At 62.2% G+C, this 23,699-nt stretch carries 19 protein-coding genes; 12 read left to right on the forward strand and 7 right to left on the reverse strand.

Annotated elements, in window-relative coordinates; all coding sequences use genetic code 11:
* The 6 genes from VNX23_RS29570 to VNX23_RS29595 form a co-directional block, all read right to left on the reverse strand.
* Positions 1–2,997 (reverse strand): bifunctional cytochrome P450/NADPH--P450 reductase (locus tag VNX23_RS29570; protein WP_325635176.1); only part of this gene is annotated, 2,997 nt, incomplete at its 3' end.
* A 245-nt stretch (positions 2,998–3,242) separates the two neighbouring features.
* Positions 3,243–4,238: an alpha/beta hydrolase gene (locus VNX23_RS29575; protein ID WP_325635178.1), complete on the reverse strand. Its 996-nt coding sequence runs from the start codon at positions 4,236–4,238 to the stop codon at positions 3,243–3,245.
* A gap of 10 nt (positions 4,239–4,248) precedes the next feature.
* Positions 4,249–5,799, reverse strand: coding sequence for a wax ester/triacylglycerol synthase family O-acyltransferase (locus tag VNX23_RS29580; RefSeq protein WP_325635180.1), 1,551 nt, complete (start codon positions 5,797–5,799; stop codon positions 4,249–4,251).
* Between the two features lie 85 nt (positions 5,800–5,884).
* A complete protein-coding gene (locus VNX23_RS29585) occupies positions 5,885–6,682 on the reverse strand; it encodes an alpha/beta hydrolase (RefSeq protein WP_325635182.1) in 798 nt (265 codons plus the stop codon).
* Positions 6,679–6,933, reverse strand: coding sequence for a DUF6489 family protein (locus VNX23_RS29590; protein WP_325635184.1), 255 nt, complete (start codon positions 6,931–6,933; stop codon positions 6,679–6,681). The genes VNX23_RS29585 and VNX23_RS29590 overlap by 4 nt, the downstream gene beginning before the upstream one ends.
* A gap of 114 nt (positions 6,934–7,047) precedes the next feature.
* Positions 7,048–8,289, reverse strand: a complete 1,242-nt coding sequence (locus VNX23_RS29595; protein WP_325635186.1) for an FAD-dependent oxidoreductase — start codon at positions 8,287–8,289, stop codon at positions 7,048–7,050.
* A 273-nt stretch (positions 8,290–8,562) separates the two neighbouring features.
* Here VNX23_RS29595 and VNX23_RS29600 point away from each other — a divergent pair, with 273 nt between their 5' ends.
* The 12 genes from VNX23_RS29600 to VNX23_RS29655 all read left to right on the forward strand — a co-directional run bounded on the left by VNX23_RS29600 (position 8,563) and on the right by VNX23_RS29655 (position 22,869).
* Positions 8,563–10,161: an ABC transporter substrate-binding protein gene (locus VNX23_RS29600; protein ID WP_325635188.1), complete on the forward strand. Its 1,599-nt coding sequence runs from the start codon at positions 8,563–8,565 to the stop codon at positions 10,159–10,161.
* A gap of 262 nt (positions 10,162–10,423) precedes the next feature.
* A complete protein-coding gene (locus VNX23_RS29605) occupies positions 10,424–11,404 on the forward strand; it encodes an ABC transporter permease (RefSeq protein ID WP_325635190.1) in 981 nt (326 codons plus the stop codon).
* Between the two features lie 17 nt (positions 11,405–11,421).
* Entirely contained in the window at positions 11,422–12,396 is a 975-nt protein-coding gene (locus tag VNX23_RS29610; RefSeq protein WP_325635192.1) for an ABC transporter permease, read from the forward strand.
* A gap of 31 nt (positions 12,397–12,427) precedes the next feature.
* On the forward strand, positions 12,428–13,414 hold the full coding sequence (locus tag VNX23_RS29615) for an ABC transporter ATP-binding protein (protein ID WP_325635193.1): 987 nt from the start codon (positions 12,428–12,430) through the stop codon (positions 13,412–13,414).
* Complete coding sequence (locus VNX23_RS29620; protein ID WP_325635194.1) at positions 13,411–14,412, forward strand: ABC transporter ATP-binding protein; 1,002 nt, start codon at positions 13,411–13,413, stop codon at positions 14,410–14,412. Before VNX23_RS29615 ends, VNX23_RS29620 begins: the two co-directional genes overlap by 4 nt.
* A gap of 85 nt (positions 14,413–14,497) precedes the next feature.
* Positions 14,498–16,300: a gamma-glutamyltransferase family protein gene (locus tag VNX23_RS29625; protein ID WP_325635195.1), complete on the forward strand. Its 1,803-nt coding sequence runs from the start codon at positions 14,498–14,500 to the stop codon at positions 16,298–16,300.
* Between the two features lie 6 nt (positions 16,301–16,306).
* Entirely contained in the window at positions 16,307–17,017 is a 711-nt protein-coding gene (locus tag VNX23_RS29630; protein ID WP_325635197.1) for a DUF1028 domain-containing protein, read from the forward strand.
* Positions 17,014–18,003, forward strand: a complete 990-nt coding sequence (locus VNX23_RS29635; RefSeq protein ID WP_325635199.1) for an ABC transporter ATP-binding protein — start codon at positions 17,014–17,016, stop codon at positions 18,001–18,003. The genes VNX23_RS29630 and VNX23_RS29635 overlap by 4 nt, the downstream gene beginning before the upstream one ends.
* Positions 18,000–19,136 carry a dipeptide ABC transporter ATP-binding protein gene (locus tag VNX23_RS29640; RefSeq protein ID WP_325635201.1) on the forward strand — a complete coding sequence of 379 codons (1,137 nt, stop codon included), beginning with the start codon at positions 18,000–18,002 and terminating at the stop codon, positions 19,134–19,136. Before VNX23_RS29635 ends, VNX23_RS29640 begins: the two co-directional genes overlap by 4 nt.
* A 155-nt stretch (positions 19,137–19,291) precedes the next feature.
* Complete coding sequence (locus VNX23_RS29645; RefSeq protein ID WP_325635203.1) at positions 19,292–20,809, forward strand: ABC transporter substrate-binding protein; 1,518 nt, start codon at positions 19,292–19,294, stop codon at positions 20,807–20,809.
* A gap of 228 nt (positions 20,810–21,037) precedes the next feature.
* On the forward strand, positions 21,038–21,979 hold the full coding sequence (locus tag VNX23_RS29650; protein WP_325635205.1) for an ABC transporter permease: 942 nt from the start codon (positions 21,038–21,040) through the stop codon (positions 21,977–21,979).
* Positions 21,980–21,981: 2 nt separating this feature from the next.
* Positions 21,982–22,869, forward strand: a complete 888-nt coding sequence (locus tag VNX23_RS29655) for an ABC transporter permease (RefSeq protein ID WP_325635207.1) — start codon at positions 21,982–21,984, stop codon at positions 22,867–22,869.
* Between the two features lie 70 nt (positions 22,870–22,939).
* Here the strand turns inward: VNX23_RS29655 and cnbZ are convergent, their stop codons facing one another.
* On the reverse strand, positions 22,940–23,695 hold the full coding sequence (cnbZ, locus tag VNX23_RS29660) for a 2-amino-5-chloromuconate deaminase CnbZ (protein WP_325635308.1): 756 nt from the start codon (positions 23,693–23,695) through the stop codon (positions 22,940–22,942).
* Between the last annotated feature and the right edge of the window lie 4 nt (positions 23,696–23,699).

A 23,699-nucleotide genomic window follows, 5' to 3' on the forward strand; every position in this document is an offset into this window, starting at 1 on the left:
CTTCGCACCCCCGCCGCGCGAGAAAGCGGTGAAGAGTTCAGTGATGCCATTCGCCGCGTGGGCTTTCAGCTCGTCGGCATAGAGATAGTCCTGCTCGGGGTGGCGGCAGCCGAAGAACAGAATCGCGGGGCCTAGCGTGGCGCCGCTGGCCCTTTGCGCAGCGCGCTCCTGAAGGAAGCCGCGGAACGGCGCAAGTCCCGTGCCGGGACCGATCATGATGACCGGCACGGTGGAATCCGCCGGCAAATGGAAACCCGCCTTGGTTTCGCGCACCGTGGCATGGATGGTGTCGGCGGCGCGCCGGCGCGCCAGATAGTTCGAGCAGACGCCTTTGTAGATACCGCGGCCCGAACTTGCGAGCGCTTCGACCACGCCGACGGTCACGCTGCAACGCGCAGGCTCGGTCGAAGGCGACGACGAAATCGAATAATAGCGCGGCGCCAGTAGCGAGAGCATTTCGAGATAAAGGTGAAACGGCAGTTCGCACGCCGGGTATTCCTCCAGCAAATCGAACACCGATTTGCGCTTGTCGAGCACTTCGCTTCGATAACGTTCGGCGGACGCCTCGTCGTCGCTGGCGAAGGCCGCAAGCTTGGGCTTGGTGACCGGACAGTGCGTGTGTTCGGACAGGATCTGGATTTGCTTGCGGGTTGCGACCTGCTGCAATTCGACAAATTCGGTCAACAGGCGGCCGACCGATACGGCATTTCCCACCGGCAATTGCGCGCGGCGGCCTTCGGCGACCTGCAGGCGGACCTGATCGGCGGGCTGGAAGCCGAAACGCCGCGCGACTGCGTCCACCAGCGTCGGATCGTTGCGCGGAACGACGCTCAAATGGTCGCCGACACGGTAGCTGATGCCGGGTGGCAATTGCACTTCGATGTGCCGGGTCGATCGATCCGAGGGACTAGCGCCAGTCTTGTTCTGCAATTCGCTGTTTACCAGCACCTTCATCGGCATCGCGCCGCCCTGTGCCACCATGGTGTTGACAGCCGTCGGCGCCACAGGCTCGATCGCATAAAGCGGCTCGTCCTCGGCCGTGCGGGTGAAATTCCAGTCGATCCCGAACTCCTTGGTCGCCACTTGAGCGGCGGCCGGGAACCACTTCTGGAACTGGCCGTCGAGATCGCTACGGGCGTCGCCCTCGCCGCGTTCATAGACGGCGCGTGCACCATGCGCCGTCAGCTGTTCGTCGATAAAGCGCGGGATGGATTGATAGGTCGCGGCCCAATCGCTATTGCCGCAACCAAACACCGCATAACGCACCTTGGCGAACGCATCCTTCGGCACGTCGCTGCCGAGCCATTTGACGAATTGCGTGGCGTTGTCGGGCGCGGCGCCGTTGTAGGAGGCGCAAATGATCAGAACGCCGCCCTCTTTCGGCAGCTTGCCGACATAATCATCGAGCGGCCCCAGCCTGGCCTTGAAGCCGTTGACCTCGGCAAGATCGGCCATTCGGGTCGCGAGTTCCTCGGCCGTACCGAGATTGGAGCCGTAAAGCACGAGCATCGGCGTGTTATGGACCGGACGCGTCTGCGGCACCGGCTTTTTCGCAACCGCAGCCGCCGGTACGACATTGCCGGCGAAGGCGGCGCGTTCCCTGTCTTCGCGCGGGCGCACCTTGATCTTGAATCCATCGGGCTTGATCGTCAGCGTTTCCTTCAGATGCATCTGATAGCGATGGACGTCGATCAGCTTGAAACGCTGCAAGATCATGCCGATCGCAAGCGCCGCCTCATGCATCGCAAAACCGCGGCCGATGCAGGCCCGCTGACCGTTGCCGAACGGTTTCCAGGCGTTGACGGGGCGCGCGGCTTCGGCCTCGCGCGAAAAATTCTCCGGATTGAAGGCATCCGGATTGGGTCCCCACACCGAGGGATCGCGGTGTAGTGCCAGCGCAAGCACCGTGATGAAGGTATTCTTCTTGAGTTTGTATTTACCGCCGATCACTTCGTCGTTCTGCGGCGAGATGCCATAGGCCGGCGCGGGCGGCCACATCCGCAAGGCCTCTTTCAGGACCTGGGTAATGTAAGTGAGCTGCGTCACCTGCTGATAGGTCGCCCTCGCATTGATATCGGGCCCAAGCACGCGATCGACCTCTTCATAGGCCTTCTTCAGCACCTCGGGATGCTTGAGCAGCGCATAAAGCGTGCAGGACAGCAGTCCGCTGGTGGTTTCGTGCCCGGCAATCAGGAAGGTATTGATCTGGTAGCGAATGTTGACGTCGTCGAGCTGCGTGCCGGTGACGCGATCGACGCCGGTCATCATGGCGGCGAGCATGTCCTTTTTGTCGTCGGCGGCGGCCGCATTCCTGCGTCGCTCGGCAACGATCTCGTCGACCATCTTGTTCATGAAGTCGACGTCGCTTGAAAGATCGCGCCGTCGCTTCTGCATCCAGAGATTTTCCAGCGGCAGGCCGCGGATCATCATGATGGTCTCGAGCGAGCGGACCAGCGACGCCACGAATGGATGATAGTCGCGCCGATAGAACGAATTGAAACGGTAGTCAAAGCCGCACAGTCCGATGGTGTCGAGCGTGAGTGCGGTCATGTCGTGAACGACTTCGATCTCCTCGTCCGCGTTCAGTCGCTCCCACTTCTTCACCAGCTGCTCGGCGATGTCGACCATGCTCGGGTGGTAGGACTGCATGGCGCGGTTGCCGAACGGCTGCAGCAGGATGTTGTGGGCCTTGCTCCAGTTCGGCTCGCTCGTATCCGCGGTGAAAAGGCCGTCGCCGCCGATCGAGCGCACCCGTCGCAGTGGGCCGCGCACCACCTTGCCGAAGCGCTTCTCGTCGCTGAGCTCGTCGACGAGATCGTGGCCGGAGACCACGACGAGCGGGGCGCCCATCATGTCCATCCAGTAGATCGGCCCCAGTTCCCTTGCGAGCCGCGCCAGATTCTGCGCCGGCGCCGTTGAATCCAGCGACAGCATGTTCCCGACTACCGGTTTCATGGGCGGATGCGGGATGGGAGACAGTTTGTTTTTGGCTGGCATTGCGAATTTCCTGCTCAATGATCGTCATTGCGAGCGAAGAGCGGTGCAATCCAGAACTTCCGCGAGGCCTTCGTCGCAATCACGATGAAGCCGTCATCACCGGGCTTGTCCCGGTGATCCACGACTTGCCTCGTTTTCGGAGGAAGCAAAGACGTGGATGGCCGGGTCAAGCCCGGCCATGACGAAAAAAGAAGGACCAAGTTGCCTCGAATCTCTGGATTGCTTCGCTTCGCTCGCAATGACAATTATCCAAACCGCCTTCTCCGCCATTCGATCAGCTTGTTGCTGACCTCCTCCGGCTTTTCCTGCTGGGTCCAATGGCCGCTGCCGCGAACCAGATATTTCTCGAGATCAGGAACGATCTTTTCCATGCCATCGGCCGCCGATGGCGGCAGCACGGCGTCGTTCTCGGCCATGATCATCAGCGACGGCACACGCACCGTATGATCGAGCCCGGCCGAGCGCTCCCAGTTGCGGGTCCAGTTGCGGTACCAGTTGATCCCTCCGGTGAAGCCGGTCCCGGTGAAGGTATCGACAAAAACCTTCTTTTCCTCCGGCGACAGGATCGGCGTTCGCGGGTCGTGCCTGGCGTCGTACCCGGCAATCATTTGCGGAAATGCCAGATTGAGCCTGGGCGAGGCGCCGACGCCCGCGGTCGGTGGCTCTGCCGGAGCGACGTCCTTGCGCGGCGCCGGCTTGCGCATGAAGGCATCGAAGGTCTGCTCGACGCGGCTGTCGAAGATCTTGTCCGCCTCGCGCGAGGGATTTTGAAATTGCACGATATACATTTGCTCGCCAAAGCGTTTGCGCATCAATTCGATCGGGTCCGCTGGCGCGCGATTTGCGTGCGGCGTGTTGACGCCGACAACGCCGGCGACGCGGTCGGGATGTCGAAGCGCCATCTGCCAGACGACAAATCCGCCCCAGTCGTGACCAACGAAGATGGCCTTGTCGATCTTCAGATCATCGAGCAGACCGACGAGATCGCCGGTCAGATGCTCGAAATCGTAGTCTTCGACCGCTTCGGGAGCGTCGGTTGCGCCATAGCCGCGCTGGTCCGGCGCGATCACCCGAATGCCGGCCTCGCCCAGCGCCTTGATCTGATGGCGCCAGGAAAACGCGATCTCCGGCCAGCCGTGGCAGAGAACGAGCGGCGGCTTGTCGGCTTTCGGACCAGCCTCATAAAAGCCCATCCGAATCCCGTTGGTCGTCGCGAATTGCAGCGGCGGCATTTCGATCATTGTTTTGTCCCTACTCGGCAGCGCCCTTGACGTCGGCTTGAGGTGGAGCAAAAGCCGCCTCCAGTGCCGCAAATTCTGCAGGCACCATGTCGCAGAGTTCCTGGACATGCGGAATGATGTTGGCCCCGGCGATGAAACCGAAGTCGAGCTGATCGCGGTAGCTCTGCACGGTGATGTTGAGCGCAAGTCCGTGGGTCGAGATCGAAACCGGGAAGATGTGCAGCAATTCGGCGCCCGCAGCGTACAGCGTCTGGCGCGGTCCGGGAACGTTCGATACGGTGATATTTGCCGCCGGCGGCAATACGTCCGACAGGCTCGAACGGCTGTAGAGAAGAGCGAGGATCTGGATCAGGATCGGTGCGCCGAGCATCGAGACGTTCTGCATCTGCGGCATCAGCGCCCGCAGCGGATGCGACATCTCCTTGGACTTGGTCGATCGCTCGATGATCGTCTCAAGCCGCGTCTTGGGATCGTCGACATTGGTGGCGATCGAGCAGATCATGCCGAACACCTGGTTGTTGGCCTCGGTATTGCCTTCTTCGCGCAACGAGATCGGCACCCCGGCGGTCAACGATTTCGCAGGCAGTGCGCCGCGCTCCAAGAGATAGCGCCGCACCACGCCGCTCGACACCGCAAGCACCACGTCGTTCAACTTGCCTCCGGCCTGCTTGGCAATGGCCTTGGCGCTGCTCAGCGGGATCGAGACGCCGGCGAAGCTGCGCTCCGAGGAGATCGCCTTGTTGAGAATGGTCGGCGGCGACATCATGCTGGCGATGCTGTCGCGCGATTTCGGATCGCTGATCTTTCCGATCACGTCGGAGACACTTTTGAGCATGGTCGGCACATTGCCGACGAATTTGACGGCGTTCTCGATCTGGAACATCGCGTTGTCGAACAGGATCGAACCGAGGTCGCTCTTTCCCGATCGCGGCAGGTCGATGCCCTTGGCAGCCGTCGAGGCATCGAATGGCTGGCGCCAAAGCTGCTGATAGGAATCGAGAAGATTGGCGGCGATGTCGCGCGGCTCCTGCCCAACCTTGGGCCGCGCTGTTGGCGGATCGATTTGGCGCGGGATCGGCGTCACGTCATAGATCATGTTGGTCAGCGCAGCACCGGCGCCGCCATCGATGCAGGCGTGGTGCATCTTGGAATAAAGCCCGATCTCGTTGTCCTTCATGCCTTCGAAGACGTAGAACTCCCAGAGCGGACGGGCGCGGTTGAGAAGCTTGGCATGCATCCAGCCGACGATGCGCTCCAGCGTCGCACGATCGTGCGGCGCCGGAAGGCTTGCGCGGAAAATATGGCGGTCGATATCGAACTGGTCATCCTCGACCCAGGAAGGATGATCGATGTCGAGCGGTGCCTTTTCCAGACGCGCTTTCAGGATCGGCGCGACGTGCAGGCGCGAGGCGATCATCGCCTTGAATTCTTCGAAAAAGTCGCCCTTGTAATCGTCGGGCAGGCGGAAGATCGCCATGCTTCCGACCTGCATCGGCATTTCCGGCGTTTCCAGATACAGAAACGACGCATCCATTGAGGACAGCTTCCTGGCGTCGCTCATAGGCTCCTCCCGTGAATGATTCACGTGGCACGCTAGTGTCCCTGGCGGTGCTTCCGGCGCTCTGGTCCCCTCGCTCGGAACGCGGTCAGGATTGTGCCTGTTCTGCGGGCGCATATGCAATGGCAAAGGGCCCGGATCGGTCAAATTGACTGAATTGGCCCTCGGCCTGGGCCAGACGGTCGGCAACGGCCCACAACACGGCTGGATTCACGCCCAGCCCGATATGGCTGGCTAGGAACACCTCGATATTTTCGGAGGTATCGGAGGGACGCAATCGGCAGGTATTCCAGTTCACGACGCCGTCGGCGCGCGAATAGATCGAGGTCGTCGGGACGGGCAAATCGCCTGCGAGTGCCTCGCGAAGCTCGAGGTCGGCATCGACCGTCTCACCCGACAACGCTTCATAAAGTCGCGTGGCGTTGGTCGCTCTCACGTCATTTGCAAACGGGCTTCCCAGCGTCACCACATAGCGCACCATCTGAGGCGCGTGCAGCGCCAGATCGCGCGCATAGACGCCGCCCAGGCTCCAGCCGACGATGCTCACCTTTCGGCCGCTGGTTTGGTAAATCTCGCCAAGGCGCTTGCGCAACGCGGACCGCAGGCGCGCGATCCCGCCGACGTTGCGGCCCATCCGCCAGGCGTGGGGATCATATCCGAGTTCCGTCAGATATCGCCGCATCGGGGCCATCGACAGGTCGCTGGCGAGAAAGCCCGGCAAGGTCAGCACCGGATGGCCGTCGCCTCTCGGCGCGCCCATCAGGAATGGCGACAGCATCAGGCTGGCGTTGAACTCGAATATTCCCCGGATCTCGGCCAGCAGCAGGCCAAGGCCGGGCGGACGCAGCCGGCCTGTTTCCTCGCCTCCATCGGCGAATTCGGTCATTTCTTGTCGGACGTGCGCGTGCCGCCGAGGCCCGTCATGGCGGCGAACATGTCTCCAAACCGCTCGGCGAACTTCGGATCGAACGAAAGCCAGCTCTGCATCAAGGCTTCCGGCGAGACCTTCTGGATATTTTCCATCATCTGGTTCTGGAGTTTTTCCATGACCGCAGTCTGCATCGGCTGCACGTCCGGAAGCCCGAAGAACTGCCGGGCCTCGAGCGGCGTGCAGTCTATTTCCACGTTAACCTTCATATGCACTCCTGCTAGCGGTGCCGCCCCTGGACAGTATCGCCGCCAGAGGCCGGTGGTAGCAAGCGGGCTTGAGGCGGCCGGAAGGCGGCTGAGGCGCTAAATCAACGCATATGGTCAACCAAAACGATCCGCGGCAAACGGCCTCGGATCGGCGAAAGGCGCCTGCCCCGTCATCATTTCCGCAAGCAGTCGCCCGGTCGCGGGACCCAACGTCAAGCCGTGGTGCTGGTGGCCGAAATCAAACCACAGCCCGGCATGGCGAGGCGCCTGGCCGATCACCGGAAGCATATCGGGCAGGCACGGCCGCGCGCCCATCCAGGGTTTTGCATCGATCGCCTCTCCCAGCGGGAACAGGGCGCGTGCCCGCGGCAGCGCCTGTTGGACCTGGACCGGCGTCGGCGGCGCATCGCGGCGGGCAAATTCGACGCCGGTTGTGAGCCGAATGCCGCGGTTCATCGGCGCGAGCACAAAGCCGAGATCGGAATCCAGAACGGGCTCGTGAAGGACAGCATTGCCGCCCGGCGCCAGGTGCAAATGATAGCCGCGCTTGACCCCGAGCGGGATGGAATATCCAAGACGACGGAACACCAGGTCCGACCACGGTCCGAGCGCCACGACCGCCTCGCGCGCAGCGGCCCCACGCACACGCCACCCTTTTGCGTCCTGCTCGAGCGTTTTGGCATCGCTGACCAGAAAGCGCCCGCCCTTGCGCTTGAACAGCGCCGTATAGGCCTTGGCCAATGCGCCCGGATCGGGAACAAATTCCGGCGTCGGCAAATAGATCGCGCCAGTGAAGTCACCGCTCAGATGGGGTTCTCGTGCCGCGATCGCGGAAGGTTTTAGAACCTCACTGGGAACGCCAAACTGGCTCGCACGCTCGACCTCTTTCACGCCATTGGCAAAGCTCCTTTCGGATCGAAACAGTTTCAGCCAGCCGGTGCGGCGCAACAGTTCCGGGACGCCGGCTTCCGCAATCAGCGCCTCGTGCTCGATGAGGCTGCGCTGGATCAAGGGCAGTTCCGAAAGGGCGCTGTGCAGCGCGCGGGCGGGCGAAGACGCCAGATAGTAGCGCACCAGCCATGGCAGGAAGTAAGGCAGATCGGACAGTCGATAGTGCGCCTGCGGCGAGCGGTTGAACGCGTATTGAACGATCTCTCTGACGTCGCGCGGGAACATGTAGGGGAAAACCGAAGCGCATTCGATCAGGCCGGCATTTCCGAAACTGGTCTCTTCGCCAGCTGCCTCGTTCTTGTCGACCAGGATGACGTCGCGCCCGCGCCGCTGCAGGTGCAAAGCAGCCGACACGCCGACCATGCCCGCGCCCAGCACGACAACATCGGCCTTCAGTTCCGCCATCCATCACTCCTTCCTAGCGAGCGCATTTGCGAATGTCAGAGCCCAAGGGACACCAGCAAATACAAGATTCTAGTGCGATTTTGGATTTGATATTCGCCATGAGGACTCGCGGCGATAGTGAAGCGAACGTCAAATCCACCGCACTAGCTAGTCATGGCGCAGCCGCTGCGCAAACCGGCTTCGCTTTGGGGGAAATGGCGCTTGCGCCGCGGCCAAACTCTGGCAGATTGTCGGCCTCGACAGGCCCAAACAGCATGCGGAGAGCGCCAAATTATGCCGGTACGTCAATTCCTTCTTGCAGCGACCACCATCCTGATCGTCGCTTGTGTCATGACGCCGGCGTCAAGCCAGACGCTCCGTTACGCCAATCAGGGCGAGTTGAAATCGCTCGATCCCTATACGCTCAAGGAAACCACCACCATCGCTCATCATGCACATGTCTATGAGGGCCTCGTCACTCGCGACAAAGAGCTGAAGATCGCGCCGGCGCTCGCCGAAAGCTGGGAAATCCTGGAGCCGACGCGCTGGCGTTTCCATCTGCGAAAGAATGTCAAATTTCACAACGGCGATCCCTTCACCGCCGATGACGTGATTTTTTCCGCCGACCGCGTGCGCGCCAAGGGCTCCAACTTTCTGACCAACGTTCCCGCTGATGCCAAGTTCGTCAAGGTCGACGACTACACGGTGGACGTAAAACTCGACTCGCCCAATCCCATCCTCATTTCGCAATGGGACGGCTGGTTCATCATGGACAAGAAATGGTGCGAGGAAAACAATTCGATCGCGCCGACGCCGGCCTCGGCGACCACGCCGAGCTATGCCTCGCTGCACGAAAACGGCACCGGCCCCTTCATCATCGAGAGCCATCAGCCGGGCGTGAAGACCGTGTTCAAGCCGAACCCGAATTGGTGGGGCAAGGCGGAGCACAATCTCAAGGAGATCGTCTTCACGCCGATCGGATCGGCCGCAACGCGGGTCGCTGCGCTATTGTCCGGCGAGGTCGACGTCATCGAGCCGGTGCCGACCCAGGACATCCAGCGGGTCAATGCGGGGGGTAACGCCACCGTGCTGACCGGACCGGAAGTTCGTACGCTTTTCCTGGGCATGGACCAGGTGCGCGACGAACTCCTCTATTCCAACGTCAAGGGCAAGAACCCGTTCAAGGACATCCGCGTTCGCGAAGCCTTTTACAGGGCAATCGATGTGGAGCTGATCAAGAACCGCGTGATGCGCGGGCTGTCGACGCCTTCGGCACTGATGATCGCGCCTCAACTCTTCCCTCTGTCGAAGGATTTCACCCGGCCGAAAGCCGATCCGGATGCCGCCAAGAAACTCATGGTCGAGGCAGGCTACCCTGACGGCTTCGAAGTCACCATGGATTGTCCCAACGATCGCTATGTCAACGATGCCGACATCTGCCAGGCCGTCGTCGGCATGCTCGCGCGCATCGGCGTGAAGGTGACCCTGCTCGCGCAACCCAAGGCGCAGTATTTTGGCAAGGTGCTCAAGCCCGGCGGTTACCAGACCTCGTTCTATCTCCTGGGCTGGACACCGGCCTCGATGGATTCCCACAATGTGCTCTACGACATCATGGGCTGCCGTACCGACCCCAGGGAGCCGACCCGGGGCGAAGCCAATCTCGGCGGCTATTGCAACAAGGAACTCGACGCGCTCGCCGACAAGATCCTGGTCGAGCCCGATATCGCCAAGCGCGATCTGATGATCAAGAAAGCCTTCGAATTCGGCATCCGGGATTACGGCTACATCCCGCTGCATCAGCAGGCGTTGGCCTGGGGCGTCTCGAAAAAGGTGAAATTGACCCAGCGTGCGGACAACCAGGTACTGCTCTACTGGGCCACGAAACAGGAATAGCAGTGCTGTCAAATTCGAGGTCCCGGAAGGTTCAGCTTCCGGGACTAGTGCCCACTTTCCGAAGTTCGTGCTACACCTCAGCACCCACCTTTCACGAACTTCGGAAGTTATGGGCACTAGTAAACTTATGATTCTAGTGCCGCTTTTCCATTTGAAGTTCCTGATCGGAATTTGCCGCTTGTGGCGCAGGAACTTCAAATGGGCGGCACTTGTCGTTTCCGCCTCTGTCGTTTCCGCCTCTCAAGGGAAGTGAAAGGAAGAGATGCTCGCTTTCACCCTTCGCCGGGCAATCCAGGCCATCGGCGTCATGATCGCCGTCGGGATCATCGCGTTCTCGATGTTCCGTTTCGCAGGCGATCCTGTCAACCAGATCGTTTCCATCGACACCTCGGCGGCCGAGCGCGCCGAGATCCGAAAATCGCTCGGCCTGGACGATCCGGTGCTGGTCCAGTTCGCCCATTATTTCGCCAACGCGGCGCAGTTCAAGTTCGGCGTCTCCTACCAGTTCCGCCTGCCGGTGGCCGACCTCCTGAAAGAGCGATTGCCGGCGACGCTGGAGCTTGCCACCTGCGCCACGATTCTCGCCCTCGTCTTCGGCATCCTGATGGGGGTCTATTCGGCTCTGCGACGCGACACGCTGCTGGCGAAGATTTTTCAGGCGGTTTCGCTGGTCGGGATTTCGCTGCCGACCTTTCTGATCGGCATTCTCCTGATCTACCTCTTCTCGGTGACGCTCGGCTGGCTGCCCTCGTTCGGCCGCGGCGAAGTGGTGCGGATCGGCTGGTGGACGACCGGATTGCTCACCGTTTCCGGCTTGAAGGCGCTGATCATGCCCTCGATCACGCTCGGCCTGTTCCAGATGACACTGATCATGCGGCTGGTGCGGGCCGAGATGCTCGAGGTGCTGCGCACCGATTACATCCGCTTTGCGCGGGCGCGCGGGTTGACCACCCGCGCCATTCACTTCGGTCATGCGCTGAAGAACACGCTGGTTCCGGTCATCACCGTCGCCGGCCTGCAATTTGGCTCGGTAATTGCATTCGCCATCATCACCGAAACCGTTTTCCAATGGCCAGGCATGGGGCTCTTGTTCGTGCAGGCGGTGCAAAATGTCGATATTCCGATCATGGCGGCGTATCTCTTGATGGTGTCGTTGATCTTCGTCACCATCAACCTCGTGGTGGACATCCTTTACACCGTGGTCGATCCGCGCCTGCGCGCCACCATCGGCCGACCGGCCTAAAGGCGAGAGCTTCGAAAATGTCCGACGCCGCCGCAACCCACCAGGCTCATTCGAACGCATCGCAAGCGCGCGTGCATTCGCCTGGCCTGTTTCGGCGCGCGCTTCATAGCGACGTGTTCTATTCGTTCCGACGCTCCCGCCTCACCATCGCCGCCGCAGTCGTGACGCTGCTGTTCTTCCTGCTCGCCATTTTGGCACCCATGCTCGCCGTGCAGAATCCGTTCGACCCGGCGCAGCTTCAACTCATCAATTCGCGCATCGCCCCGCTGTGGACCGCCGACGGGCAAAGCCCGTTCCTGCTCGGCACCGACGAGCAGGGCCGCGATGTGTTTTCGGCCATCCTCTACGGCTTGCGGATTTCGCTGATCGTAGGCGTGCTTGGCGTCCTGTTCTCCGGCACGCTCGGCATTCTGCTCGGGCTGATCGCCGGCTATTTCGGCGGTGCCGTGGACGGCCTGATCATGCGCATTGCTGACGTGCAGCTCACTTTTCCTGCGATCCTGATCGCGCTTCTCATCGACGGCATTGTCAAATCCCTGTTCGGCAATCGCCTGGACGCCATGACCACGCTTGCCGTGCTGGTTTTTGCGATCGGCCTGAGCTTTTGGGTGCAGTATGCGCGCACCGTGCGTGGCTCGGTCATGGTGGAAAAGAACAAGGACTATGTCGCCGCCGCACAGTTGATCGGCTTGCCAGCGCCCGTGATCATGTTGCGCCACGTGCTGCCCAACGCCATGGGCCCGATCCTGGTGATCGCGACCATCAATCTGGCGCTCGCGATCATCACCGAGGCGACCCTGTCGTTTCTCGGCGCCGGCATGCCCGACACCATGCCCTCGCTCGGTACGCTGATGCGGATCGGCAACAATTATCTGTTCGCCGGCGAATGGTGGATCGTCGCTTTTCCCGGACTGGCGCTGGCCGCGCTGATCCTGTCCATCAATCTGCTCGGCGACTGGCTGCGCGACGCGCTCAATCCGAAACTGCGGTGAGGAGCGGCGTGATTTTGGGATCTCGTAGCGCATGAGCGAACCCGTCCTGTCAGTGCGCAATCTCCGGGTCGAGTTCGTCACCCGCCATCACGTGCTGCGCGCGATCGACGGAATTTCCTTCGATATCGCCAAGGGTGAGGTGCTGGGCGTGGTTGGCGAATCCGGTGCGGGAAAATCCGTCACCGGTCTTGCGGTGATCGGACTGATCGATCCCCCCGGCCGCATCGCCGGCGGCGAAATCCATCTGTCGGGCATGAGGATCGACAATCTGCCGCCGGACGAGATGCGGCGGATGCGCGGAAAGCGGATCGGGATGATCTTCCAGGACCCGCTCACGAGCCTCAACCCGCTTTACCGCATCGGCGATCAATTGGTCGAGACGATCCGGACCCACATGAATTTATCGGAACAGGCAGCGCGCCGGCGCGCCATCGATCTCCTTGCCGAGGTCGGCATACCCGCACCCGACAAGCGCATCGATGCCTATCCGCACGAATTTTCCGGCGGGATGCGTCAGCGGGTCGTGATCGCGCTTGCGATTTGCGCCGAACCCGAATTGATCATCGCCGACGAGCCCACCACCGCGCTCGACGTATCGGTGCAGGCGCAGATCATATCATTGATCAAGCGGCTCGGGCGCGATCATGGCACGGCCGTGATGCTCGTGACCCATGACATGGGGGTGATCGCCGAGACCTCGGACCGTGTCGCGGTGATGTATTCGGGCCGTATCGCGGAAATCGGCCCGGTGCGGGACGTGGTGCAGAATCCGCTGCATCCCTACGCCAAGGGCCTGATGGGCGCGATCCCGACCCTTGCAAGCGATGCCGCGCGGCTGGTCCAGATTCCAGGCGCCATGCCGCGGCTTTCCGCAATTCCGCAGGGCTGCTCGTTCAACCCGCGTTGCGCCTTCGCCTTCGATCGCTGCCGAAAGGAGCGGCCGGAACCGATCGCGCGGGGAACGCAGGCGGTGGCCTGCCATCTCTATGACGCCGACGCCAAGGAAAGCGCGGCATGAGCACGAAATCCTTTGTCGAAGTCAAAAACCTGCGCCGCGTCTTCGATGTTTCGAAACCGTGGCTCAATCGGGTGCTCGAAGGCGGTCATCTGGAATTCCTCAAGGCGGTCGACGGCATAACCTTCGACATCACGAGGGGTGAGACCTTTGCACTCGTCGGCGAATCCGGCTCCGGAAAGACCACCGTGGCGCGGATGGTGGTCGGACTTTTGCGGCCGACCTCGGGCGAAGTCGTGATTGACGCCGTGTCGATGACGGACCCGCGCCAGTTGCCGGCGCGCAGGCGATTGCGCCGCCGCATCCAGATGATTTTTCAGGACCCCTATGCGAGCCTCAACCCGAGGCTTCGGGTCGATGCCATCATCGCCGAACCGATCCGCGCCTTCGACCTGATCCAGGGCGACCGCAACATTCGCGCGCGCGTTGGCGAACTGCTCGGCCTGGTCGGCCTTCATGCCGACGATGGCTGGAAATACCCACACGAGTTTTCCGGCGGGCAGCGGCAGCGCATCGCGATCGCGCGGGCGCTGGCGTCGGAGGCCGAATTCATCGTCTGCGACGAGCCGACTTCCGCGCTCGACGTCTCGGTGCAGGCGCAGATCCTCAATCTGATGCGCGATCTGCAGGACAAGCTCGGCCTCACCTATCTCTTCATCAGCCACAATCTGGCCGTGGTCCGGCATATGGCCAGTCGGATCGGCGTGATGTATCTCGGCCGCATCGTGGAGATTGCCGAGGGGCGCGAGCTGTTCGCCAATCCGCGAATGCCCTACACCAAAATGCTCCTGGGCGCGGTGCCCGATCTTGCGATGTCCGGCCGGCAACGGATCCCCGTCAAGGGTGAAATCCCCAACCCGATCGACCCGCCGTCCGGATGCGCCTTCAATCCGCGCTGTCCGCTGGTTTTCGACCTCTGCCGCAGAAAGACCCCTGAGCTGATTGACGGCGTCGCCTGTCACGCCGTTAACAAACCCGCGGAAGCCGCCGTTCCCGCTTGATCAAAAGCCGAGGAGCCGGTTGGCAGACCGCTCCGGCTGTGATCAAGTGCCGCCGCCAGCCAAAGCCGCAAATAACCGGACACTCATGAGCCACATCAATCCAGATCCATTCACCACCCGGCCGGAAATCGAAGGCATGTTCGGGGTGGTCACGTCCACCCACTGGATCGCCACCGCGGTCGGAATGGGCATCCTGGAAAAAGGCGGCAATGCATTCGACGCCGGCGTCGCCACGGCTTTCACGCTGCAGGTGGTCGAGCCACATCTGAACGGCCCGGGCGGCGACGTTCCGATCATCGTGCACGATGCCAGGCGCGCCAAAATCGAGGTCATTTGCGGACAGGGCCCGGCGCCTGCGGGCGCGACCATCGCGCATTACAAAAACGAGGGCCTGGAAATGGTGCCCGGCACCGGGCTGCTCGCGGCCTGCGTTCCCGGTACCTTCGAATCCTGGATGCTGCTGTTGCGCGATTACGGCACGATGCGGCTGCGCGACGTGCTGGAACCGGCGATCGCCTATGCAAGCGACGGATACCCTTTCCTGGAGCGCGCTGCCGCGACTGTCAGGATGGTCGAACAATTATTCCGCAAGCACTGGACCACGTCGGCGGCGATCTATCTTCCCAACAATGAAGTGCCCAAGCCAGGCAGCATCTTCACCAACAAGCAATTGGCCGAAACCTACGGCCGCATTCTGAAGGAAGCCGAAAGCGCGGGCGGCGATCGCATCGCGCAAATCGAGGGCGCGCGAAGTGCGTGGTCGAAGGGTTTCGTGGCAGAGGCGATCGACAAATTCTGTCGCACGCAAGCGGTGATGGACGTCAGCGGTTCGCCGCATCGCGGCGTGCTTCGCGCCGACGACATGGCGCGCTGGCAGCCGACCGTCGAAGTGCCGCTGACTTACGACTACGGCCGCTACACCGTCTGCAAGGCCGGGGTCTGGAGCCAGGGCCCGGTGATGCTGCAACAGCTTGCGCTGTTGAAAGGCTTTCAACTTGACGGGCTCGACCCCGCCGGTCCCGAATTCATTCACCTGCAGACCGAATGCGCCAAGCTCGCCTATGCCGACCGCGAGAAGTTTTACGGCGACCCGAAGTTCACCGAAATTCCGATCACCACCCTGTTGTCGGATGCCTACAACAACGAGCGCCGCAAGCTGATCTCGGACAGGGCTTCGCTCGAGTTCATCCCGGGTTCGGTGGAGGGCTTCGGCGCGGTCGTGCAATATCGCCGCCAGGACGGTCAACGCGAAGCCGTCGACGCGATGGGCGGCGGCGAGCCGACCGTCGGCCGTTTCGGCGAGGTGCGCGGCGACACCGTGCATTTCGACATCATCGACAAGGCCGGCAACATGATTTCGGCGACGCCTTCCGGCGGCTGGCTGCAATCCTCTCCGGTGATTCCGGAACTCGGCTTCTGCCTCGGCAGCCGCGCGCAGATGTTCTGGCTCGAGGAAAATCATCCCGCCTCGCTCGCGCCGGGAAAGCGCCCTCGCACCACGCTCAGCCCGACCATGGCGCTGCGCGACGGCGAGCCGTATCTCGCCTGGGGCTCGCCGGGCGGCGATCAGCAGGATCAGTGGACCACGCAATTCTTCCTTCGCCACGTCCACGCCAAATTGAATCTTCAGGAGGCGATCGACGCGCCGGCGTGGCATTCCGAGCACTTCCCGATCTCGTTCTGGCCGCGCACCGCGCGACCCGGCGTGCTGGTGGTCGAAGGCCGTGTGCCGAGCGCGAGCGTCGAAGAGCTCGAGCGCCGCGGACATATTGTCGAGATCGGTCCCGACTGGTCGGAGGGCCGGCTCACGGCTGCTTCGAAAGTCGGTCCCCGCCGGCGCGCCGCGGCCAATCCGCGCGGCATGCAGGGCTACGCTGCCGGACGCTGAGCTCAAATGACCTGGTCGATCATTGCGAAAGACAATGCCACCGGCCAGTTCGGAATAGCGGTCGCGACGCGGTTTTTTGCGGTGGGCGCGCGGGTGCCTCACATCGCCGCCCGCATCGGCGCCATTGCGACGCAGGCGCTGGTGAATCCCTATTACGGTATCGACGGCGTCAGGCTGCTGCGGCAGGGACGCGTGCCGCACGACATCATCGAAATCCTGATCGCGGCGGACACGGGGTGCGAAAGCCGGCAGCTTCACATCATGGACGCTAAGGGCCGCATCGCCGCCCATACCGGAAAGGAATGCGTCGACTGGTGCGGACATCTCGAAGGCAAAGGCTTTTCGATCGCGGGCAACATGCTCGCCGGTGCCAGCGTGCTCGACGACACAGCGAACGCCTATGTGGCCAACGAGAAGATGCCCTTCGCACGACGGCTGATCGCGGCGATGCGGGCGGGCGAAGCCGCCGGCGGCGACAAGCGCGGCAAGCAATCGGCGGGGCTTTTGATCTACGGCGAGGAGGAATGGTCCGAGCTCGACCTGCGCGTCGACGATCACGCCGACCCGCTTGGCGAACTTGAGCGCCTGGAGGCGGTCAGCCGCGAGCGCTGGGTGCATTTCCGAAAATACCTGCCGACCCGCAACAATCCGGCCGGAGTCACCGACCGCAGGATTATCGATGCAGGGATCGAAGCTGCGATCGCGGGCGAGCGATGAGCCGGCCGCCGCTGATCGAAATAAGCGACCTTCGCGTCACCTTTCACGGCGATGACGGGCGCGCCTTGCATGCGGTGGACGCCGTCGATCTCGACGTTCCCAACGGCAGCACGCTTGGTCTGGTCGGTGAATCCGGTTGCGGCAAGAGCGTGACCTCGCTCGCCATCATGGGCCTGTTGCCGAAACAATCGGCCGAAATCACAGGCTCGATCCGTTTTGACGGCTTCGACCTCCTGAACGTGCCCGATCAGACGCTGCGCGACCTTCGCGGCAACCGCCTGGCGATGATCTTCCAGGAGCCGATGACCTCGCTCAACCCGAGCTTCACCATCGGCGACCAGATCGTTGAAACCATCCTGCGCCACCGCGGCGGAACGAGAAGCGCCGCGCGCAGGCGTGCGATCGAGCTGCTGCGGCGTGTCCATATCCCCTCGCCCGAGCGGCGCATCGACGAATATCCGCACAAGCTTTCGGGCGGAATGCGCCAGCGGGTCATGATCGCGATGGCGCTCGCCTGCGATCCCCAGCTCCTGATCGCGGACGAGCCCACTACCGCGCTCGACGTGACCCTGCAGGCCCAGATTCTCGATCTGATGCGCGAACTGAAGGCGCAAAGCGGCGCGGCGATCATCCTCATCACCCATGACCTCGGCGTGGTCGCCGAGGTCTGCGACGAGGTCGCGGTGATGTATGCCGGCGAGATCGTCGAGCGTGCCAGCGTGGATGAACTGTTCGCCAATCCCCAGCATCCCTACACCGTTGGGCTGCTCGGCTCGATCCCGCGACTGGGCCGCCGCACCTCCCATCTGGCCACCATCGAAGGCATGGTTCCCAATATGGCCCGCCCGCCGTCCGGCTGCCGCTTCGCCGCGCGGTGCCCTTTCGCCAAAGCAGCCTGCGTCGCTGCCCCGCCGCCCTTTAAGAATTTGAGTCCCGCTCATTGGTCGCGCTGCATCCGCGCGCCGCTTGAGAGGCTGGTGTCGTGACCGCCCTGCTCGAGGCCAAAAATCTGGTCAAGCATTTCGTCGCGGACCGCTCGATGTTCGGCAGACCGAAGGCTTACGTCAGGGCGGTCGACGGAGTCAGTTTCAGCGTCGATGCGGGCGAGACGCTGGCACTGGTCGGCGAATCCGGTTGCGGAAAATCGACTGTCAGCCGTCTGGTGCTGCGCCTGATCGAACCCGATGCCGGAGAGATCAGATTCAATGGCACCAGCCTGCTGGCGATGGATGCCAACGAGTTACGCGCGTTCCGCCGCGACGCGCAGATCATCTTCCAGGACCCTTACGCTTCCCTCAATCCGCGGATGACCGTCGGCCAGATCCTCACCGAGCCGCTGGCACTGCACCGTCTGGTGCGTCCCGATTCCCGCCGCGAGCGCGTCGAGGAGTTACTGAGCCTGGTCGGGCTCGAGCCGCGCCTTGCGCGCCGCTATCCGCACGAATTTTCCGGCGGCCAACGTCAGCGCATCGCGATCGCTCGCGCGCTGGCGGTGGAACCGAAACTCATCATTTGCGACGAGCCGGTGTCGGCGCTGGATGTATCCATCCGTTCGCAAATCCTCAACTTGCTGCGCGACCTGCAGGCGCGGCTCGGCCTCGCCTATATCTTCGTCTCCCACGATCTGGCGGTGGTGAAACACATTGCCGACCGTGTGGCCGTGATGAATCTCGGCACCATCGTCGAGACAGCCGAAGCGGAAGCACTGTTTGCCTCGCCCCGTCATCCCTACAGCCGGGCGCTGCTGTCGGCCATTCCCGTACCCAAGCCGCAGGCAAAACGCAGCCGGATCGTGTTGCAGGGCGAGATGCCAAGCGCGCTCAATCCGCCCTCGGGCTGCCGATTTCATACGCGCTGCCCCTTTGCGGTCGAGCGTTGCAGAATTGAAGCCCCGCAACTTATCGCCAGCGCAGGGCGGCATCTGACGGCCTGTCACCGCACGGACGAGCTGCCGCCGGCCGACACCATCCTGCCAAGCGACGGCGAATTTTCGCCGGCGCTCGAGCGACTGGTTGCGGCGTTCGGCCGCGCGGAGCAAACCCTGAACCTGCCCGGGGTTGATATGGTCAGAACGACCCCGCCGACCCCGTGGCATCAGAGATGGAGACCTGTGCGATGAAGATTTTGCGTTCGGCGGCCCTAGTGCCCACTTTCCGAAGTTCGGGCTCCATCGCAGCACCCACCTTCACGAACTTCGCAAAGTCACGGGCACTGGCAAACTTATTGATTCTAGTACCGCTTATCGGTCTGAAGTCCCTGAAAGGAGCTCGCCGCTTGCGGTGCAGGGACTTCAGATCGGCGGTACTAGCGGCGGCGTTGTGCGCATCGCTGGCCGCGGCGGCTTCCGCCCAAACCACGCTGCGCATTGGGTTGGCCGAGGATCCGGATGTTCTGGATCCGTCGATCGGGCGGACTTATGTCGGCCGTATCGTATTCGCCTCGTTGTGCGACAAGCTGTTCGACATTGACGAAAAGCTCAACATCGTGCCGCAGCTCGCGCTGTCGCACGAAACATCCGCCGACGGCAAGGAGATGACCATCAAATTGCGTCCCGGCGTCAAGTTTCACGACGGGGAGTCGTTCGACGCCGAGGCCGCGAAATTCTCGCTTGATCGCCATCTCACGCTGCCGACCTCATTCCGCAAGCCGGAGCTTGCCGCGCTCGATCACGTCGATGTCGTCGATCCCCTCACCATCAGGCTCGTGTTGAAGACGCCATTCTCGCCGCTGATCACCCAACTCACCGATCGCGCCGGCATGATGGTGTCGCCCAAGGCCGCAAAGGCCGAGGGCGAGAAATTCGCCCTGCATCCGGTCTGCGCCGGTCCCTACAAGTTCGTCGAACGCGTGCAACAGGACCGCATCGTATTCGAAAAGTTCGCCGACTACTGGAACAAGGACAACGTCTTCATCGACAAGATCGTGTTCCTGCCGATCGTCGATGCCACGGTACGGCTCGCCAATCTGAAATCCGGCGGGCTCGACCTGATCGAGCGCGTGCTGGCAACCGACATCAAGGACGTTCGCGCCGACTCGCGCCTCAAACTGTCGAGCGCGCTTGAGCTTGGCTATATGGGCCTTACCATCAACATCGGCAACGACAAGAACAAGGGCGGGCTCAGCCAGTCGGAAAAGGTGCGCCAGGCGCTCGATCTGTCGATCGATCGCGAGGCGGTCAACCAGGTCGTGTTCAACGGCGAGTTCGTGCCGGGCAATCAGTGGATCAGCCCGGAACATCCCTATTATCAAAAGGCATTCCCGATTCCGAAGCGAGACCTCGCGAAGGCCAGGGCGCTGCTCAAGGAAGCCGGCGTCTCTGCGCCCGTCAGCGTCGATTTGATGGTGCCCAAGGGGGCCGAGAACGAGGCGGTGGCGCAGGTCCTGCAATCGATGGCGGCGGAGGCAGGCTTTGACCTGAAGATTCGCCTGATCGAATTTGCAACCTCCTTCAAGCAGGCCCAGGCCGGCGAATTCCAGGCCTTCCTGATCGGATGGAGCGGCCGGATCGACCCGGACGGCAATGCTTACGTCTTCCTGCACACCAAGGCGCCGCAGAACGACGGCGTCTACTCGAACCCGGAAGCCGACAAGGGTTTCGAGGATGCGCGTCTGATTTCCGATTCTGCCGCACGCAAGGCGATCTACGAGAAGGTGACCGGCATCGTGCTCAGGGACGAACCCATCATCTATCTCTACCACCGTAAGCTTTTGATCGCGCACACGACAAGGCTCGAGGGCTACAGGCCAATGCCGGATGGACTGGTGCGTGTCGTCGGACTGAAACTGAAATGATGATCACACCGCGTGATCTCTCCTGCCCGCGACCCGGTACGGCGCGTCCTCTCTCTGCTCCCTCCCCCCTTGTAGGGGAGGGGTGGGGTGGGGTGGGGGGTGCCACGAACACAGAATCTCGTTGGGTTACCTCCCTCCCTGTCCCTCCCCCACAAGGGGGGAGGGAACGATGTGGCTAGCACGGTCGGCAATATCTAACATCGCCAGGCGTAGTGTGGTGTGCGTTCAATGTTGAATTTCCTCGGCAAGCGCATCCTGCAACTGATCCCGACCCTGTTTTTCGTGTCGGTGCTGATCTTTTCGCTACAGCATCTGTTGCCGGGCGATCCGGCGCTGGTCATGGCCGGTGAGGAACGCGATCCGAACGTGATTGCGAAAATCCGCCAGCAATACCGGCTCGATGAACCGATCGCGGTGCAATACGTCTACTGGGCCAAAGGCGTGATCTCGGGCGACTTCGGCGAGTCGCTGCGCATCAAGGTTCCGGTGCTCGACCTCATCGTGCAGAAGCTGCCGGTGACGATGCAACTGGCCTCGATGGCGATCATCATCGCCCTTTTGATCGGGATTCCCGCAGGCATCGTCTCGGCGGTGAAGAAGGGCACGGCCTGGGACTACGGCGCCAACCTGTTCGCACTGTGGGGCATCTCGACCCCGAATTTCTGGCTCGGGATCATGCTGATCTTCCTGTTCTCGATCGAACTCGGCTGGTTGCCGGCCTCGGGCTACGTCCCCCTCTCCGAGAACTGGCGGGCGAGTCTTGCTTCCACCATCATGCCTGCCTTTGTGCTCGGCAACGCGATTGCCGCGATCCTGATGCGTCATACCCGCAGCGCGATGCTGCAGGTGCTCGACAGCGACTATGTCCGCACCGCGCGCGCCAAGGGCCTTTCCGAACGCGCCGTCATTCTCAAGCACGCGATGCGAAATGCGCTGACGCCGGTCATCACCCTCGGCGCGCTCGAACTCGGAACGCTGCTGTCGGGTGCGGTGCTGACCGAACAGATCTTCTCGATTCCCGGCTTTGGCAAGCTGATCGTCGATGCCGTGTTCAATCGCGACTATGCCGTTGTGCAAGGTGTCGTCCTGGTGACCGCGACGATCTACATCACGCTCAACCTGATTGCCGATATTGCCTATATTCTCGTCAATCCGCGGCTGAGGGGCTAAGCATGACCGACACCGTGCTTCCCGGCTTTTCCCCTCCGACTTCCGACGAAATGGAGACGCCGTCGCGGCGAGCGCTGCGCCGGCTGTTTCGGCGCAAGGGAGCGGTGGTGGGACTGGTCGTCATTGCGAGCTTCATCGCATTGGCCGTGCTTGCGCCCTGGATTGCGCCCTATGATCCCGTCGCCACCAGCTGGTCGCTGGTGCGCAAGCCACCCTCGGCGCTTAATTGGTTCGGCACCGACGATTTGGGGCGCGATATTTTGAGCCGCGTCATCTACGGCGCGCGTGCCTCGCTTGTCGCGGGTGCTATTTCGGTCGGCATTGCGCTTCTGATCGGTGTGCCGTTCGGACTGCTGTCGGGTTTTCGCGGCGGCTTCATCGACGCGCTGATCAGCCGGATCACGGATGCGATGCTGGCCTGCCCGTTTTTGATCCTCGCCATTGCGCTCGCGGCCTTCCTCGGTCCGAGCCTCGGCAATGCCATGATCGCGATCGGCATTTCCACCACCCCGATCTTTGTCCGCCTGACGCGCGGCCAGACCATGAGCGTCAAGGTCGAGGACTATATCGAGGCCGCGCGCGCCGTGGGCAATCCGCGCTGGCGGATCGCGCTGTTCCATATCCTTCCGAACATCATGCCGGCGCTGCTGGTCCAGGCGACCTTGTCGATTGCGGCCGCGATCATCGCCGAAGCGGCGCTGTCGTTCCTCGGTCTCGGGCAGCAGCCGCCGGCACCGTCTTGGGGCAGCATGCTCAATGCGGCGCAGCGCTTCTTGACCAATGCGCCCTGGATGGCGCTGTGGCCGGGGCTGGCGATCTTTCTGGTGGTGCTGTCGTTCAATCTGGTCGGCGACGGCCTGCGCGACGCGCTCGATCCACGCCATCGGTGACGCATGCGCCAACAATTTTCGTCGTCCCGGCCAAGCCAACGGGTCGCGCGAATGCGCGCCCGCTACGCTGTCAGATCACGACTTCCCGCATCACCCTTCGGCAATCCATCTCGAATTCGAGATCGATCACCGGCGGCCGGGCAAAGTGCCAGGTCAGGCCGGATCGCGCAGCGCCGCGGCGGACGAGTTCATCGGCCATGACCGGGTGAAAATCATGCACCGTGTATGCCTGCACCGCGGTCGTTTGCTTCCAGCCGAAACCGAACGCGGCAAGGCGGCTCTCCATTTCAGCCACCGTAAAGGCAACCTTCTCCTTTAAACCTTCTGCGCTGCAATCGCGATAGCGCACGATCCGCTCGGGATAGCTTCCCTCCCCGCCGCGAGCCTCGGCGCCGCCGGCAATGACGAAGTCAGCTGTCGCGGTGGAGTGTTGTCCGTCGGCAGGGCGCGTAAAAGAGAACGCATAAAATGACGGCTCGGCCGGCGGATCAATCTCGGGGCAGACATTGCTGCGCGCGACGGGATTGCTGGTGCCGTCGAAAATACCCCACTCGGCGAGCGTTTTGACGTAGTGGCGATTGAAGGCGAGGAAGCCGGCTTCCGTGAAAGCCGCGGGCGAACGCAGTTCACAGGCACAAAACGACGTCAGCGGCCGCCCCGCGGCTTGAATATGTTTGGCGGCTCGCGCAAACCCTTCCGCCAGCGGGATCGATCGATCGAAACGCACGCGTTCGATTTCAAATCCGGAGTGCGCCGCCGCGCCGCTCGAATACTGAAACACGGCCGGGATGAATCGATAATTTCCGGCTGCGAAATCGCGCGTCAACTCA

This window comes from Bradyrhizobium sp. (assembly GCF_035570375.1).
Taxonomy (GTDB): Bacteria; Pseudomonadota; Alphaproteobacteria; order Rhizobiales; family Xanthobacteraceae; genus Bradyrhizobium.